At 71.8% G+C, this 17072-nt stretch carries 12 protein-coding genes; all 12 read left to right on the top strand.

Translation table 11 applies throughout. The annotated features are described in order from the left end of the window. Window positions 1-225: 225 nt before the first annotated feature. Entirely contained in the window at window positions 226-4521 is a 4296-nt protein-coding gene (locus QQS16_RS15925) for an Rne/Rng family ribonuclease (protein WP_286062362.1), read from the top strand. A 212-nt stretch (window positions 4522-4733) separates the two neighbouring features. After that, a complete protein-coding gene (locus QQS16_RS15920) occupies window positions 4734-5801 on the top strand; it encodes a glucose-1-phosphate thymidylyltransferase (protein WP_286062361.1) in 1068 nt (355 codons plus the stop codon). After that, the gene (rfbB, locus tag QQS16_RS15915; RefSeq protein ID WP_286062360.1) at window positions 5798-6793 is read left to right on the top strand and encodes a dTDP-glucose 4,6-dehydratase; all 996 of its coding nucleotides are present in this window, start codon (window positions 5798-5800) and stop codon (window positions 6791-6793) included. The genes QQS16_RS15920 and rfbB overlap by 4 nt, the downstream gene beginning before the upstream one ends. Then, window positions 6790-7701: a dTDP-4-dehydrorhamnose reductase gene (gene rfbD, locus QQS16_RS15910; RefSeq protein WP_286062358.1), complete on the top strand. Its 912-nt coding sequence runs from the start codon at window positions 6790-6792 to the stop codon at window positions 7699-7701. The genes rfbB and rfbD overlap by 4 nt, the downstream gene beginning before the upstream one ends. Then, window positions 7698-9695 (top strand): glycosyltransferase family 2 protein, encoded by a 1998-nt coding sequence (locus QQS16_RS15905; RefSeq protein ID WP_286062356.1) that lies wholly within the window; start codon window positions 7698-7700, stop codon window positions 9693-9695. The genes rfbD and QQS16_RS15905 overlap by 4 nt, the downstream gene beginning before the upstream one ends. A gap of 11 nt (window positions 9696-9706) precedes the next feature. Continuing rightward, entirely contained in the window at window positions 9707-10300 is a 594-nt protein-coding gene (gene rfbC / locus QQS16_RS15900; RefSeq protein ID WP_286062355.1) for a dTDP-4-dehydrorhamnose 3,5-epimerase, read from the top strand. 200 nt (window positions 10301-10500) lie between these two features. Then, the gene (rplU, locus tag QQS16_RS15895) at window positions 10501-10821 is read left to right on the top strand and encodes a 50S ribosomal protein L21 (protein ID WP_007381993.1); all 321 of its coding nucleotides are present in this window, start codon (window positions 10501-10503) and stop codon (window positions 10819-10821) included. Between the two features lie 14 nt (window positions 10822-10835). Then, a complete protein-coding gene (gene rpmA / locus QQS16_RS15890; RefSeq protein WP_030051735.1) occupies window positions 10836-11090 on the top strand; it encodes a 50S ribosomal protein L27 in 255 nt (84 codons plus the stop codon). 105 nt (window positions 11091-11195) lie between these two features. Further along, window positions 11196-12632: a GTPase ObgE gene (gene obgE / locus QQS16_RS15885; RefSeq protein ID WP_286062354.1), complete on the top strand. Its 1437-nt coding sequence runs from the start codon at window positions 11196-11198 to the stop codon at window positions 12630-12632. 264 nt (window positions 12633-12896) lie between these two features. Beyond that, on the top strand, window positions 12897-14447 hold the full coding sequence (locus QQS16_RS15880) for an alkaline phosphatase D family protein (protein WP_286062352.1): 1551 nt from the start codon (window positions 12897-12899) through the stop codon (window positions 14445-14447). A 148-nt stretch (window positions 14448-14595) separates the two neighbouring features. Further along, window positions 14596-14808 carry a hypothetical protein gene (locus tag QQS16_RS43525; protein ID WP_353479672.1) on the top strand — a complete coding sequence of 71 codons (213 nt, stop codon included), beginning with the start codon at window positions 14596-14598 and terminating at the stop codon, window positions 14806-14808. Between the two features lie 584 nt (window positions 14809-15392). Then, the gene (locus QQS16_RS15870; RefSeq protein WP_286062351.1) at window positions 15393-16892 is read left to right on the top strand and encodes a bifunctional cytidylyltransferase/SDR family oxidoreductase; all 1500 of its coding nucleotides are present in this window, start codon (window positions 15393-15395) and stop codon (window positions 16890-16892) included. Window positions 16893-17072 lie beyond the last annotated feature (180 nt).

The raw sequence follows: 17072 nt of genomic DNA, 5'->3' as shown, positions 1-17072 counted from the left end.
CGGGAGCCACCTGGGTCGGGCAGCGCACCGACCACAAGACTTTCGCCAGGCCGTGCGCAATCGGCGTACGGAACCGGCGAGACAGGACACAGAGAGCTCCCGTGCGGCGCCCGCGCCCCGGACGGCGGCACCGCGCTTCGCGCGAGCCGCGGACGTCAACGGCGGTCGACATGTCGACGCCGGACCAGGTGCGGCGCCCGGGAGCCTGACGGGAGACAAGCCCGCATGCTCGAACCGACCGAACCCACTGAGGGTTCCGAACCGAACACCCCCAGCGACACCCTGCCGCCGCGTCGCCGGCGCAGGGCCGCTTCCCGGCCGGCGGGTCCGCCGGCCGCGGCCGCCGGGACACCGGCGGAGACGGTCGCGCCGGCCATACCGGCCGCGCAGGCCGAGGACCTCGTGACCGACGAGGACGAGGCGGACGCCGAGGCGGTCGAGGCCGGGACGGCGGCCGCCTCAGGGACGGTCGAGGCCGGTGACACCGGTGAGACCCCCGAGGCATCCGAGACGTCCGCCGCCGTTGAGGCCGCGCCCGCCGGCCGTACGCGCCGGCGTGCCACGCGCCGCGCCTCCGCACCCGCCGGGGCGCCCGCTCCCGCCGAGGTCGCCGAGACCGTCGTCCCCGTGACCGCCGCCGCGGAGGCCGCCGGGGCGGAGAGCGAGACGCCGGAGGCCGAGGAGGCCGCGCCGCGTCGTACGCGTCGCCGTGCCACGCGCCGGGTGTCCGCGCCCACGTCCGCCGAGGTCGCCGAGGTCGTGGTGCCCGCGTCCGCCGAGGCCGCCGCCGAGACGCCGGCCGAGCCGGCGGACGAGGCCCCGGCCGCCGCCGAGACCGCGCCCGCCGGCCGTACGCGTCGCCGTGCGAGCCGTCGCGCCACCGCGCCCGCCGCTGCCCCGGACGCCACCGGGACCCCGGAGGCGGCGCAGGCCGTCGAGACGGCCGAGAGCGCCGGCGAACCGGTGGACCTCGCGGCCGTGCCGGACGCCGACCCCGCCGCCGTCAGCGCCGGGCAGCCCGCGCCGGCCGAGCCCGCGGAGACCGCCGACGCCGAGCCGCGCCGTACCCGGCGCCGGGCCACGCGTCGGGTGTCCGCGCCCGTCGAGGCCGCCGGTACCGAGCCGGAGCCGGCCGAGGACACCGTGGTGACGGGCACCCCCGGCACCGAGCCCGAGCCCGAGGCCCGGACCGAGCCGGAGGCGCCCGCCGCCGTCGAGGGCGCGTCCGAGGACGGCACCCCGCGTCGCCGTCGTCGTGCGGTGCGCAAGGCCGCCACCGGATTCGCCGCGCCCGCGCGGCCGGCCGGGGCCGAGACCGCCGAGGACGAGAGTCCGCGCCGGCCCGCGCGGCCCGCCGTCGCCGTGTTCCAGGCGCCCGTGTTCACCGAGCCGATGTTCCAGACGCCGCAGCGGGCCGCCGCCGAAGCCGCCGCCGAGGCGGAGCCCGAGGTGGCCGAGGAGCCCGAGCAGTACACCGAGCCGTACTCCGAGCCGTACTCCGAGGAGAGCGCCGAGGAGCAGGGCGGAGCGCGCCGCCGGCGCCGCCGCCGAGGCGCCCCCGCCGCGCAGGAGCCCGAGGAGCAGGTCGTCGAGCCCGCCGTGGACGAGGAGCCGGAGGACGACGAGGAGTCCGCCGACGGTGCCGACGACGCCGTCGACGGGGACGAGAACGAGGAGACCGGCTCGCGTCGCCGTCGCCGCCGGGGCGGCCGTCGCCGTCGCCGGGGCGACTCCGCCGACGCCGAGTCGGGTGAGGGCCAGGACGACACCGACGACCTGGCCGTCGCGCGGGCGTCGCAGGACGACGAGGACACCGCCGGGCAGTCCGAGGAGGACGCCGCGGAGACAGACGACGCGGCGGACGCCGAGGACCGTGACGAGGACTCCGGCGGCTCCAGCAGCAGCCGTCGCCGTCGGCGCCGTCGGCGCCGGGCCGGTGACACCTCCGTCGACGTGGAGCCCGGTGACGGCGACCCCGAGCGCACGGTCGTCAAGGTCCGCGAGCCGCGCAAGCCCGCCGAGCCGTCCGACGAGGTCCAGTCCATCAAGGGCTCGACCCGCCTGGAGGCCAAGAAGCAGCGCCGCCGCGAAGGCCGCGAGCAGGGCCGCCGACGTGTTCCGATCATCACCGAGGCCGAGTTCCTGGCCCGGCGCGAGGCCGTCGAGCGCGTGATGGTGGTCCGCCAGCACGGCGACCGTACGCAGATCGGCGTCCTGGAGGACGGCGTGCTCGTCGAGCACTACGTCAACAAGGAGCAGGCGACCTCGTACGTCGGCAACGTCTACCTCGGCAAGGTGCAGAACGTGCTGCCGTCGATGGAGGCCGCCTTCATCGACATCGGCAAGGGCCGCAACGCGGTGCTCTACGCCGGTGAGGTCAACTTCGAGGCGCTGGGCATGGCCAACGGCCCGCGCCGCATCGAGTCCGCCCTGAAGTCGGGCCAGCCGGTCCTCGTCCAGGTCACCAAGGACCCGATCGGGCACAAGGGCGCCCGCCTGACCAGCCAGGTCTCCCTCCCCGGCCGCTACCTCGTGTACGTCCCCGAGGGCTCGATGACCGGCATCAGCCGCAAGCTGCCGGACACCGAGCGGGCCCGGCTGAAGACCATCCTCAAGAAGATCGTCCCCGAGGACGCGGGCGTCATCGTGCGCACCGCCGCCGAGGGCGCGAGCGAGGACGAGCTGCGCCGCGACGTCGAGCGTCTTCAGGGGCAGTGGGAGGACATCCAGAAGAAGGCCAAGAGCGGCAACGCCCCGACGCTGCTGTACGGCGAGCCGGACATGACCGTCCGGGTCGTGCGCGACATCTTCAACGAGGACTTCACCAAGGTCATCGTCAGCGGTGACGAGGCCTGGTCGACCATCCACGGGTACGTCTCGCACGTCGCGCCGGATCTGGCCGACCGGCTGTCGAGGTGGACCTCCGAGGTCGACGTCTTCGCCACGTACCGGATCGACGAGCAGCTCGCCAAGGCGCTGGACCGCAAGGTGTGGCTGCCCAGCGGCGGTTCGCTGGTGATCGACCGGACCGAGGCGATGGTCGTCGTCGACGTCAACACCGGCAAGTTCACCGGCCAGGGCGGCAACCTGGAGGAGACGGTCACCAGGAACAACCTGGAGGCGGCCGAGGAGATCGTCCGCCAGCTCAGGCTGCGCGACCTCGGCGGCATCATCGTCATCGACTTCATCGACATGGTGCTGGAGTCCAACCGGGACCTGGTGCTGCGGCGCCTGCTGGAGTGCCTGGGCCGGGACCGGACGAAGCACCAGGTCGCCGAGGTGACCTCGCTGGGGCTCGTGCAGATGACCCGCAAGCGGGTCGGGCAGGGCCTGCTGGAGTCGTTCTCCGAGACCTGCGTCCACTGCAACGGCCGCGGTGTCATCGTGCACATGGAGCAGCCGACGGCCGCCGGTGGCGGCGGCAAGCGCAGCAAGAAGCGCGGGCGCGGCGGCGACGGGCAGCCGCACGAGCACGAGGCGACCCTGGAGACGGCCGTGGACACGGCCGAGGCCCCGGAGGAGACCGAGGCGGAGGTCGCCGCCGAGATCGCCGAGCCGGTCGCGCTGACCGAGCCCGACTTCGCGCTCGACGAGGAACTGTTCAGCAGTGTCGCCGAGGCGGAGGCCGCGGCCGGCCGGGGCCGTTCGCGGCGCCGGGCGAGCCGGCGGGCGTCGGCTCCGGCGGGCGCGCCGAAGCGGGACGACCGGCGCGGTGACCGGCGGGACGAGGCGAAGGCCGACGTGCGGGCCGAGGCCTGGGCCGAGGCTCCCACTGCTCAGGACGTGACGGCCGAGGAAGAGGTCGAGCGTCCGGTGCAGCCGGAGGAGGCCGCTGTCGCGCAGGCCGCGCCGGCCGCCGCCGAGGACCCGGTCGTCGAGGCCGCCGCTCCCGCACCGGCTGCCGCTCCGGCCGCCGATGACGCCGCGCCCAAGGGCCGTACGCGCCGCCGGGCCACCCGCAAGGTGTCCGCGCCGGCCGGTTCGCCCGCCGGGGCCGAGGCCGCCGTGGTGACGGTCGCCGAGACCGCGCCGGCGTCCGCGCCGCAGGCCGCGGAGGAGCCGGCCGCGGCCGGCGAGGCGGTCGCGGCGAGCGAGGCGGTCGCGGCGAGCGAGGCGGTCGCCGAGGCGCCCGCCGAGAGCGCCGCCCCGGCCCGTCCGCGGCGCCGCGCCGTCCGCAAGGCCACCGCGCCCACCGCGCCCACCGCGCCCGAGGAGGCGGCCGTCATGGTCGTCCCGTCGGTCACGGAGGCCCCGGCGGAGGCCGGCACCGACGCCGGCGCCGAAGCCGGTGCGGAGGGGACCGCCGAGGACGCGGCTCCGGCCAGGAAGACGGCCCGTAAGACGGCCAAGAAGGCGACCGCGAAGAAGGCCGCCACCACCAAGAAGACGGTGGCCAAGAAGACGGTCGCCAAGAAGGCCACGGCGAAGAAGGCCCCGGCCAGGAAGACGGCGACGAAGAAGACGGCGGCGGCCGAGCAGCAGTCGGCCCCGTCCGTCTCGACCACCGCCGACGAGGCCTGACCCTCGCCGTAGGAGCAGATGATCCGCCCCCGGTCCGACCGGGGGCGGATCACTTTTCTCCCGGGGCGCGCCTGTCACCCGGGAATCGAATGTGTGAATGACAGGTGAATGAATGATCCGGTGAGCTGGTTATGATGTGAGCCTGGATTGACGCTAATTCAGACAAGCTGGGATATTCATCCCTGTATAGGTATAGTATTGGGGCGCAATAAGTGAAGGCTCTCGTGCTCTCCGGGGGAGCGGGCACCCGCCTCCGCCCGATCACCCACACTTCGGCCAAACAGCTCGTGCCGGTCGCCAACAAGCCGGTGCTCTTCTACGGCCTGGAAGCCATCGCCGAAGCCGGCATCAGCGAGGTCGGCATCGTGGTCGGCGACACCGCGGAGGAGATCCGCGAGGCGGTGGGTGACGGCTCGCGCTTCGGGATCGAGGTCACCTACATCCCGCAGGACGCCCCGCTGGGGCTCGCCCACGCCGTGCTCATCGCCCAGGAATTCCTCGGCGACGACGACTTCGTGATGTACCTCGGCGACAACTTCATCGTCGGCGGCATCACCGGCCTGGTGGAGGAGTTCCGCACCGACCGGCCCGACGCGCAGATCCTGCTGACCAGGGTTCCCAACCCCACCTCCTTCGGTGTCGCCGAACTCGACGGCCAGGGCCGGGTGGTGGGCCTGGAGGAGAAGCCGAAGCAGCCGAAGAGCGACCTCGCGCTCGTCGGCGTCTACCTGTTCACCCCGGCCATACACGAGGCCGTCCGCTCCATCGAGCCGTCCTGGCGCGGGGAGCTGGAGATCACGCACGCCATCCAGTGGCTGATCGACGACAAGCGTGACGTCCGCTCCACCACCATCTCCGGCTACTGGAAGGACACCGGCAACGTCACCGACATGCTGGAGGTCAACCGGTCCGTCCTGGAGACCGTGGAGCCGCTGACCGCGGGCACGGTGGACGAGGACAGCGAGATCATCGGCCGGGTGCGCGTCGAGGAGGGTGCCCGGATCAGTGGCAGCCGGATCGTCGGGCCCGCCATCATCGGTGCCGGCACCGTGGTCAGCGACGCGTACATCGGTCCGTTCACCTCGGTCTCCGAGGACTGCCGGATCGAGGACAGCGAGATCGAGTACTCCATCGTGCTGCGCGGCTCCTCCGTGACCGGCGTGCGCCGGGTGGAGGCCTCGCTCATCGGGCGGGACGTCGAAGTGACGCCTGCTCCCCGTAACCCCAAGGCCCACCGGCTCGTGCTCGGTGATCACAGCAAGGTGCAGATCTCCTCATGACGACCCCCGTTACCCGCATCCTGGTGACCGGCGGTGCCGGTTTCATCGGCTCGCACTACGTGCGTACGCTGCTCGGCCCCGAGGGGCCCGGTGATGTCGCGGTCACCGTCCTGGACAAGCTGACGTACGCGGGCAACCCGGCCAACCTCGACGAGGTGCGCGCGCACCCCGGATTCGCCTTCGTCAAGGGCGACATCTGCGACCCCGAGCTGGTCGGCAAGCTGATGGCGGAGCACGACCAGGTCGTGCACTTCGCCGCCGAGTCGCACGTGGACCGCTCCATCGACGGCGGCGCGGAGTTCGTCCGCACCAACGTGGTCGGCACCCACACGCTGATCGACGCGGCGCACCGGGCCGGCGTCAAGACCTTCGTGCACATCTCCACCGACGAGGTCTACGGCTCGATCGACGAGGGCTCCTGGCCCGAGACGCACCCGCTGCAACCCAACTCGCCCTACTCCTCGGCGAAGGCGTCCAGCGACCTGATCGCGCTCTCCTACCACCGCACCCACGGTCTGGACGTCCGCGTCACCCGCTGTTCCAACAACTACGGGCACCACCACTTCCCCGAGAAGGTCATCCCGCTCTTCGTGACCAACCTCCTCGACGGCAAGAAGGTCCCGCTGTACGGCGACGGCGGCAACGTCCGCGACTGGCTGCACATCGACGACCACGTCCAGGGCATCGAGCTGGTGCGCACCAAGGGCCGCCCGGGCGAGGTCTACAACATCGGCGGCGGCACCGAGCTCTCCAACAAGGAGCTCACCGGCCTGCTGCTCAAGGCGTGCGGCGCCGACTGGGAGACCAGCGTCGAGTACGTCGAGGACCGCAAGGGCCACGACCGCCGCTACTCGGTCGACTGCACGAAGATCCGCGAGGAGCTCGGCTACGAGCCCCGCAAGAGCTTCGAGCAGGGCCTCGCGGAGACGGTGCAGTGGTACCGCGAGAACCGCGCCTGGTGGGAGCCGCTGAAGGAGCGGGCGGCGCTGTGACCGAACCGTTGAGCACACAGCCCTGGCTGGTCACCGGGGCGGGCGGGATGCTGGGCCAGGACGTGCTGGCCCGGCTGGCCCGGGCGGGCGAGCAGATCGTCGCCCTGGACCGTACGGCGCTGGACCTCACCGACGCCGACGCCGTGACGCGGGCGCTGGAGCGGCACCGGCCCGCCGTGGTCGTCAACTGCGCGGCCTGGACCGCCGTGGACGACGCCGAGACCCGTGAGGCCGAGGCGCTGCGGATCAACGGCGACGGGCCGGCGAACCTGGCCGCCGCCTGCGCCCGCACGGGAGCCGTCCTGCTGCACGTCTCCACCGACTACGTGTTCGGCGGCGACGCCGACGCCCCGTACGCCGAGGACGCGCCCACCGCCCCGCGCAGCGCCTACGGACGCACCAAGCTCGCCGGTGAGCAGGCTGTCCTGGGCACGCTGCCGGACCGCGGCTATGTGGTGCGCACCGCCTGGCTCTACGGCACCGGCGGCCCCAACTTCGTCCGCACCATGATCAAGCTGGAGGGTGTCAAGGACACCCTCGACGTCGTCGACGACCAGCGGGGCCAGCCCACCTGGAGCGCCGACCTCGCCGGGCTCCTGTACGACCTGGGCCGCAGGGCGCTGGCCGGCACCGCGCCGGCCGGCGTCTACCACGGCACCAGCTCCGGCGAGACCACCTGGTACGGCTTCACCCGGGAGATCTTCCGCCTGCTCGGCGCCGACCCGGACCGGGTCCGCCCCACCACCAGCGCGGCCTTCACCCGCCCCGCGCCCCGCCCCGCCTACAGCGTCCTCGGTCACGGCCGGTTCGCCGCGGCCGGCATGGAGCCGCCGCGCGACTGGCGCGCGGCGCTCATCGAGGCCTTCCCGGAGATCCACCGGGTCCACATGAAGGAGAACCCGGCGTGACAGTCAAGGTCAGCGTCGTCATCGCGGTCTACAACCCCGGCAAGTACGTCGAGGACTGCGTCTCGTCCGTGCTGCGGCAGAGCCTGACCCCCGACGAGTTCGAGGTCTTCTTCGTCGACGACGGGTCCACCGACGAGACCCCCGCCCGGCTGGACCAGCTGGCGGCCGAGCACCCCCATCTGCACGTCATCCACCAGGAGTCCTCCGGCTGGTCCGGGCGCCCCCGCAACACCGGCATCGCGGCGGCCCGCGGCGAGTACGTGATGTTCGTCGACCACGACGACTGGCTCGGTGACGAGGCCCTGGAGCGGATGTACGACTACGGCAAGGCGAACGACGCCGACGTGGTCGTGGGCAAGATGGCGGGCATCGGACGCCCGGTCCCGCAGGAGCTGTTCCGGGTCAACCGGCCGCGCGCCACGGTGGAGAACGCGCCGCTGATCGACAGCCTCACCCCGCACAAGATGTTCCGCCGGGAGTTCCTCGACGAGCACGGCATCCGCTTCAAGGAGGGCCGCCGCCGCCTGGAGGACCACGTCTTCGTCGTCGAGACGTACCTGCGGGCCAAGAGCGTCGCCGTCCTCAGCGACTACCTGTGCTACTACCACATCACCCGGGACGACGGCTCCAACGCCGGCTTCCAGCGCTTCGACCCGGTCGGCTACTTCACCAACCTGCGTGAGGCCCTCGACGTGGTCGAGGAGCTGACCGAGCCCGGCCCGCTGCGCGACAAGCTGTTCAGCCGCTGGCTGCGCAACGAGATGGTGGAGCGGCTGCGCGGCCAGCGCCTGCTCAAGCTTCCCGAGGACTACGCCGAGGAGCTGTACCGCGAGATCCGCGGCGTGGTGACCGAGCGCTTCGGACCGGGCGTCGTGGCCCGTCTCGCCCTCACCCAGCGGGTGGTCGCCGGACTGGTCGTCGCCGACCGCTACCAGGACGTCCGGGCGCTCGCCGAGTGGGAGGCCGGGATCCGGCCCACCGGCACCCTCACCTCCCTGAGCTGGCAGAACGGCTCCCTGGACATCGGCTTCGACGCCGAGATGCAGGTGGACGGCGTACCGATGGCCTTCCGCCGGGACGGCGACCACGACCTGCTGGTCCCGCCGTTGTCCGACGAGGCCCTGGCGGCCCTGGCCGACCAGGGCATCACCCTGCGGGCGCCGCTGGACAAGAGCGACGTCGACCTGGTGGTCCGGCACCGCGAGGACGCCCGCCAGTTCTACCTGCCCCTGAAGAGCGAGCTGCACCAGTCGCCCGCCGAGGACGGCACCCTGCGGCAGCGCATCTCCGCCCGTGCCGTGCTCGACCCGGAGACCGCGGCGGCCGGAGCGCCGCTCACCAAGGGCATCTGGGACCTGCACATGCGGATCAAGTCCTGCGGCTGGAGCAAGGAGACCCGGCTCGGCGCGGTGCGCGGCGAGGACGTCGAGGCCGGGCGGACGCCCGCGCTCACCGGTGACCCGGCCCGCCTCGTGCTGCCGTACTGGACCGACGGGCCCGGCAACCTCTCCCTCGACGTCGACCAGCACACCGGGAAGCTGGAGGGCGAGGCGGTGGCCCGGATGGACCCGGCGGCGGCCTCGGTCGACGGCGCGACGGTCCGGCTGCCGCTGCCGCTGCACCTCGCGGTGGCCGGCGCCGAGCCGGTGCGGCTGCGCTTCGAACGCAAGAACGTCGGCAAGTACCCGGCCGACGCCGTGCCCGACGGCGCCGCGCTCACCGCCACGCTGCCGCTGGAGAAGCTCACCGGCCGCCGCTGGGCGGTCCGGGTCGGGATGCCGTCCGCCACGCGGGGCGACGCCCGCTGGACCCGGCTCCCGGTCGACGTGGTGGTGGCCGAGGACGGCACCGCCCGGGTGATCGACCGGCACACCCCGGCCGGGAAGCCCGCCGGGAAGAAGGCCGCCAAGCAGGCCGCCGCGCCGCGCCCGCTGTGGCGCCGGGCCGCCGGGCGCCTCAAGCGCGCCCTGACCAACCAGCAGAAGAAGGGCTGAGAACCCCCGCGATGCGACCTCTTTCGATTTCCGGCGCCTGGGTGCACGAACCGAAGGTCTTCCCCGACGGCCGGGGCAGTTTCCACGAGTGGTTCAAGGCCCCGGCCTTCACCGAGGCGGCCGGCCACCCGCTCACGCTGGCCCAGGCCAACATGTCCGTCTCCAGCCGGGGCACCCTGCGCGGCATCCACTTCGCCGACGTGCCGCCCGGCCAGGCCAAGTACGTCAAGTGCGTGAGCGGCACCGTCCTCGACGTGATCGTGGACATCCGGACCGGCTCGCCCACCTTCGGCCGGTGGGAGGCGGTTCGGCTGGACGACCAGGACCACCACGCGGTCTACCTCTCCGAGGGCCTGGGCCACGGCTTCATGGCGCTCACCGAGGGCGCCACCGTGGTCTACCTCTGCTCCGAGGGCTACGCTCCCGAGCGCGAGCACGGCATCCACCCGCTCGACCCGGACCTCGGCATCGAGTGGCCCGCCGACCTCGCCCCGCTGCTCTCCGCCAAGGACGAGCAGGCGCCCACCCTGGCCGAGGCCCGCGAGCAGGGACTGCTGCCCGCCTACGAGGCGTGCGTGGCCTACCGGGAGAGCCTCGGCCGCTGAACGGTCCCGGTCGGGCCCGCCGCCCCGGTTTGACCCGTTCGGCCGTGGGCCCGTAACCTGGAGCGTCGGCGTGTCCATAGACGTGCCACATCCCCGTAAACCTCTTCCTCCGGAGCACCCGGTGTTCCGGAGAGGCTGCTCACGTCCGTGATCGGCTGGACTGCGGGGGTGCCGTTCCCGAGCGAGAGAGTGAGATCCGCGTGTACGCCATCGTGCGCAGCGGTGGTCGCCAGCACAAGGTTGCTGTCGGCGACATCGTTGAGGTTGACAAGATTTCCACTGCCAAGGTTGGCGACACCGTAGAGCTCTCTACGCTGCTCGTTGTCGACGGCGACGCTGTGACCAGCGACCCGTGGGTCCTGGCCGGCATCAAGGTCCAGGCCGAGGTCGTGGACCACCACAAGGGTGTGAAGATCGACATCCTTCGCTACAAGAACAAGACCGGCTACCGCCGTCGTCAGGGCCACCGCCAGCAGTACACGGCGATCAAGGTCACTGAGATCCCCGCGGCTGCGAAGTAAGGGACTGAGGAGAGATGGCACACAAGAAGGGCGCATCGTCCACCCGTAACGGTCGTGACTCCAACGCTCAGCGCCTCGGCGTGAAGCGCTTCGGCGGTCAGGTCGTCAACGCGGGCGAGATCCTGGTCCGCCAGCGCGGTACCCACTTCCACCCCGGTGCGGGCGTCGGCCGTGGCGGCGACGACACGCTGTTCGCGCTGCAGGCCGGTGCGGTGGAGTTCGGCACCAGCCGTGGCCGCAAGGTCGTGAACATCGTTCCGGTCGCCTGATCGGAAGCTTCGCGCGAGGCGGACCTCACTTCCCTCACGGGAAGCGGGTCCGCCTTTCGCGTGTTGACCCAAGAACCATCCCGTACGTAACTGGAGGCACATCCCATGACCACCTTCGTGGACCGCGTCGAGCTGCACGTCGCCGCGGGTAGCGGAGGTCACGGCTGTGCCTCCGTCCACCGTGAGAAGTTCAAGCCGCTCGGTGGACCCGACGGCGGCAACGGCGGGCGCGGCGGTGACGTGATCCTCACCGTCGACCAGTCCGTCACCACCCTCCTCGACTACCACCACTCCCCGCACCGCAAGGCCACCAGCGGCAAGCCCGGCGAGGGCGGCAACCGTTCCGGCAAGGACGGGCAGGACCTGGTGCTGCCGGTGCCGGACGGCACGGTCGTGATGGACAAGGCGGGCAACGTGCTGGCCGACCTGGTCGGGCACGGGACCTCGTACGTCGCCGCGCAGGGCGGCCGGGGCGGGCTCGGGAACGCGGCGCTGGCGTCCGCGCGGCGCAAGGCGCCCGGGTTCGCGCTGCTCGGTGAGCCGGGGGACACCCAGGACATCGTCCTGGAGCTGAAGACGGTCGCCGACGTGGCGCTGGTGGGGTACCCGAGCGCCGGCAAGTCCTCGCTGATCTCCGTGCTCTCCGCCGCGAAGCCGAAGATCGCCGACTACCCGTTCACCACCCTGGTGCCGAACCTCGGCGTCGTCACCGCCGGCTCCACCGTCTACACCATCGCCGACGTCCCCGGCCTCATCCCCGGCGCCAGCCAGGGCAAGGGCCTCGGCCTGGAGTTCCTGCGCCACGTCGAGCGGTGCAGTGTGCTGGTGCACGTGCTGGACACGGCGACCCTGGAGTCCGACCGCGACCCGGTCTCCGACCTCGACATCATCGAGGCGGAGCTGAAGGAGTACGGCGGCCTCGGCAACCGGCCCCGCCTGGTCGTCCTGAACAAGATCGACGTACCGGACGGCAAGGACCTCGCCGAGATGGTGCGGCCGGACCTGGAGGCGCGGGGCTACCGGGTCTTCGCGGTGTCGGCGGTGGCGCACACCGGGCTGAAGGAGCTGTCGTTCGCGCTGGCCGACATGGTCGGCCGGGCACGGGCCGCCAAGCCCCAGGAGGAGGCCACGCGGATCGTCATCCGGCCCAAGGCCGTGGACGACGCGGGCTTCACCGTCACGAAGGAGGACGAGGGCCTGTTCCGGGTGCGGGGCGAGAAGCCCGAACGCTGGGTGCGCCAGACCGACTTCAGCAACGACGAGGCCGTCGGCTACCTCGCCGACCGGCTCAACCGCCTCGGTGTCGAAGCGGAGTTGATGAAGGTGGGTGCCCGGTCCGGCGACGGAGTCGCGATCGGACCCGAGGACAACGCGGTCGTCTTCGACTGGGAGCCGACGGTGATGGCCGGCGCCGAGATGCTCGGCCGGCGTGGTGAGGACCACCGCCTGGACGAGCCCCGGCCCGCCACGCAGCGACGCCGGGACAAGCAGGCGGAACGGGACGAGGCGGCGCAGGAGTTCGACGACTTCAAGCCGTTCTAGCCGTCGGCACCCCGGGCCCGGCCGTGTCGCGCGCACGGCCCGGCTCCCGGGGCGCGTACTGACGAACCGCCCCACAACAGCACCTGACGACCCGTAGACCCGTGGCGACCAACTCACGTTCATCGTGTGGTTCCCGCGGCGCTACGGGTCGCTTGTTGTCTCCACATCTGTCATGCACGCGAGGGTCTGCGTTCAGCGGGCGGACCGACCGGCGGGCGAACTTCCCCTTGTCCACGAGACAAGCGAGGCAGGGGAGTTCGCCCGATGACCGGAGCAGTATCGCCCGACCGACGCCGATTCCTGGCCACCGGAGCCGCCGTCCTCGGCGCTGCGGTCTCCGCCCAGCTGTGGCTGCCGGACACCGCCCGAGCCGCCGAAACCCCGCTTCCCGACGGCCTGTTCAGCCTCGGCGTGGCGTCCGGCGACCCGCTGCCGGACGGCGTGGTGATCTGGACGCGGCTCGCGCCGGCCCCACTGAACGGCGGCGGCATGCCCAACTCCACGGTGCCCGTGCAGTGGGAGGTCGCCGAGGACGAGCGGTTCAGAAAGGTCGTCCGCCGGGGAACCGCCCAGGCGCGGCCCACGTACGGGCACAGCGTTCACGTCGATGTCCGGGGCCTGCGCGCGGGCGCCACGTACTGGTACCGCTTCCGCGCCGACGGCCAGCCCTCGCGCGTCGGCCGCACCCGCACCGCCCCCGCCGCGACCAGCTCCCCGGGCGGCCTGCGCGTCGCGCTCGCCTCCTGCCAGAACTGGCAGCAGGGCTACTTCACCCCGTACGCCGACATGCTGGCCCAGGACCCGGACGTCGTCCTGTTCGTCGGCGACTACATCTACGAGTCGTCACCGTCGGCCACGGCCGTACGACGGCACGAGGGCACCGGTGAGCCGTTCAGCCTCACCCAGTACCGCAACCGGTACGCCCAGTACCGCAGCGACCCGGACCTCGCCGAGATGCACGCCAACGCGCCCTTCGTGGTCACCTTCGACGACCACGAGGTCGACAACGACTTCGCCGGCGACATCCCGCAGGACCCCGGCAAGCAGGCGCACGACGCGTTCGTGGCCCGGCTGACCGCGGCCTACCAGGCGTACTACGAGCACATGCCGGTGCGGGCGACGGCCGTGCCGAACGGACCGCACATCCGGATGCACCGGCGCCTGGACTTCGGCCGCCTGGCCCGGCTCAACGTGCTGGACACCCGGCAGTTCCGGAGCGACCAGGCGACCAGCCAGGCCGGCGCCCAGGACCCGTCGCTCACCATGCTCGGCGCCGAGCAGAAGAGGTGGCTGCTCAAGGGGCTGCGCGGCTCGCCCGCCCGCTGGAACCTGATCGCCTCGCAGATCATGATGGCCGAGACCGACCTGAAGATCGGCGAGGGCAAGCTCTGGTACTACGACGCCTGGGACGGCTACCAGGCCGAACGCAACGCGCTGCTCCAGCAGTTCAGGGGTGTGCGCAACCCCGTCGTGCTCACCGGCGACCGGCACCTGACGATGGTCAGCGACCTCAAGGAGAACTACGCCAGGCCGACGTCCGCCACGGTGGGCGCCGAGTTCGTCGGCACCTCCATCTCCAGCAACGGAGACCAGGACCAGGCCGCGTTCCGCAAGCAGTGGGACCCGTTGAGGGCGGACAACCCGCACTGGAAACTGCTGGACGCGCACCGCGGCTACCACCTCTTCGACATCCGCCGCGACCGCATCGACGCGCAGGTCCGGATCGTCGACACGGTGCTCAGGCCGAAGTCCACGCCCCGCACGCTGGCCAGGCTGCGGGTGGACGCGGGCAGGCCGGGCGTCAGGGTGGTCTGAGGCGAGGGAGGCCCGGCCAGGACCTGGGACGCGGCCGTGTCCCGGGTCTCCGGTCTCCGGTCTCCGGTCTCCGGACTCCCAGATCTCTCAGCACCGTCTCAGGCTCCCTCGGCTGGGCCCGGGTGGTGGGCCGGGACGGGGCACCGTCGTGGTGGTCGACGACCGCGACCGGCGCGGCCTGCTGCCCGCCTTCGAGCGGCTCCTCGGCCTGCCGGAGCGTCTCCTGCAACCGGTTCCGGACGCGTCGAATCGGCCCCTCACCCTCCCCGAGACCGAAATGCTGCGGAATCTTGACAAGGAATTCCGCGGCAATGGACTCCCGATGAGCTCCATTCACAGCCGGTCCGCCACGGCGCGGTGATACACATGAAGAACACGTGCGCCCAAGGCCCGCACGACATACGGATCGGCACCCCCGCGGCGGGCCGTCGAGGCCGCCGTCGGGATCGGTGCCGAGACGGCCGGGCGGATCGGCGCGATGGGCGCCCGCGTGCCGGGCGACCCGGCGCCGCTGTCCGCCCTGCCGCGTCCGGCCGGGCGAGGTGCCCGGCGATCCGCTGATCGCTCCCGAGGTGGCGGCCCAGACGCTGTACGGCGCCCGCGCGGCGGCCACGGCGGCACCGACCAGGCACACCGGCCCGCCAAGGCCCGTACGGTGCGCCCGACTTCGTCGGAGGAACCGGCGCGGGTGCTGGGGCACCGGTGCCTGCGGAGGCTGCGGCGGCGTCGAGGCGGGCCCGGACGTCACGCTCAGCGATGCCCGGTGTCTGTGGAGTTACTCACAGCAATTCCCGGGATGTCCGCCGAGGTCCGCCCAATCACCAGGAGTGCAAGGTGAATGACAGATGGCGCGCACATATGCGGCGAACAGCGCTCACCTTGCACTGCGGTAACTAAGAGTGGGACCATTTCGGCGTTCCCTGTCGTCCCAAGGTAGGTCAACCTGTGTCACAGCACATAGCCAAGCCCCGTACCACCGCAGTGATCCTGGCCGGTGGCACCGGTCAGCGGGTGGGTCTGTCGATCCCCAAGCAGCTGCTGAAGATCGCCGGCAAGGCAGTCATCGAGCACACCCTGACCACCTTCGAGCAGGCCGACTCGATCGACGACATCATCGTGCTGATGGCACCGGGCTATGTGCCGGACATCGAGAAGATCGTCGCCAAGGCCGGGTTCCAGAAGGTCAAGAAGATCATCGAGGGCGGTGCCACCCGGAACGAGACCACCGAGCGCGCCATCGCCGCCCTGGGTGAGGGGCTGGCCGACGGCGAGGACGTGAACGTCCTGTTCCACGACGCCGTACGCCCCCTGCTGTCGCGGCGCGTCATCGACGACTGCGTCACGGCACTGGAGCGCTTCCAGGCCGTCGACGTGGCCATCCCGTCCGCGGACACCATCATCGTCACGCGCACGCACGGCGACGACGGCGAGTTCATCACCGAGATCCCGGACCGCTCCCGGCTGCGCCGCGGCCAGACGCCCCAGGCGTTCAAGCTGTCCACGATCCGCCGGGCCTACGAGGTCGCCGCCGGCGACCCCAACTTCCAGGCCACGGACGACTGCTCGGTCGTCCTCAGGTACCTGCCGGACGTGCCGATCCACGTGGTCGCGGGCGACGAGTACAACATGAAGGTCACCCAGCCCGTCGACGTCTTCATCGCCGACAAGCTGTTCCAGCTGGCCTCGACCGCCGCGCCCGAGCAGGTCTCCGAGGAGGCCTACCGCGAGCTGCTGACCGGCAGGACGGTCGTCGTCTTCGGCGGTTCGTACGGCATCGGCAAGGACATCGCCGAACTGGCCGAGTCCTACGGCTCGAAGGTGTACGCGCTGGGCCGCTCCACCACCGGCACGCACGTGGAGAACCCGGAGGAGGTCGACGACGCGCTGTCCAAGGCGTACGCCGAGACCGGCCGCATCGACTACGTCGTCAACACCGCAGGCGTGCTGCGCATCGGCAAGCTCGCCGAGACCGACAACGCGACCATCGAGGAAGCGCTGAAGGTCAACTACCTGGCCCCGGTGCAGATCGCCCGCTCGTCGTACAAGTACCTGTCCGAGACCAAGGGACAGCTGCTGCTGTACACCTCCAGCAGCTACACCCGGGGACGCGCCGAGTACAGCCTCTACTCCTCGACCAAGGCCGCCATGGTGAACCTCACCCAGGCCCTGTCCGACGAGTGGGCCGGCGACGGAGTCCGCGTCAACTGCATCAACCCGGAGCGCACCGCGACCCCGATGCGCACCAAGGCGTTCGGCCAGGAGCCGGCGGGCACCCTGCTCTCCTCCGAGGCCGTGGCCCGCACCTCGCTCGACGTGCTGCTGTCCGAGCTGACCGGACACGTCATCGACGTCCGCCAGCAGGACCCGACGGCGTCGGCCGGCCAGGCCTCCGGATTCGACGCGGCGCTGGCCAGTGTGCTGGACCGCCAGGACGGCGTGGCATAATCACCGGCAAATAGTCTTCTGTTGTTCAGGCCTCTGCGGCTGCCCGTTCACGGCACATTCGCAGGGGCCTGAGCCGTAAAACTCCCAGGGTCTTCACCATTCTATTTCCGGACTTTTTCGGCTTTCGCAACCGGCACCCCTCCCAGAGCAGGTTCTCCGTGATATCCACCGCTATTCGCG

Origin of the sequence: Streptomyces sp. ALI-76-A (assembly GCF_030287445.1) — a bacterium.
GTDB lineage: Bacteria > Actinomycetota > Actinomycetes > Streptomycetales > Streptomycetaceae > Streptomyces.
Note: the sequence above shows the minus strand (reverse complement) of the source record. Positions and strands in the feature narration are given on the sequence as shown.

What these genes read in the sequence shown, in the direction of transcription:
- QQS16_RS15880 (WP_286062352.1), top strand. Translation starts at nt 12,897, where the DNA reads ATGACCGGAGCAGTATCGCCCGACCGACGCCGATTCCTGGCCACCGGA.
- QQS16_RS15925 (WP_286062362.1), top strand. Translation starts at nt 226, where the DNA reads ATGCTCGAACCGACCGAACCCACTGAGGGTTCCGAACCGAACACCCCC.
- obgE (WP_286062354.1), top strand. Translation starts at nt 11,196, where the DNA reads ATGACCACCTTCGTGGACCGCGTCGAGCTGCACGTCGCCGCGGGTAGC.
- rpmA (WP_030051735.1), top strand. Translation starts at nt 10,836, where the DNA reads ATGGCACACAAGAAGGGCGCATCGTCCACCCGTAACGGTCGTGACTCC.
- rfbB (WP_286062360.1), top strand. Translation starts at nt 5,798, where the DNA reads ATGACGACCCCCGTTACCCGCATCCTGGTGACCGGCGGTGCCGGTTTC.
- rfbC (WP_286062355.1), top strand. Translation starts at nt 9,707, where the DNA reads ATGCGACCTCTTTCGATTTCCGGCGCCTGGGTGCACGAACCGAAGGTC.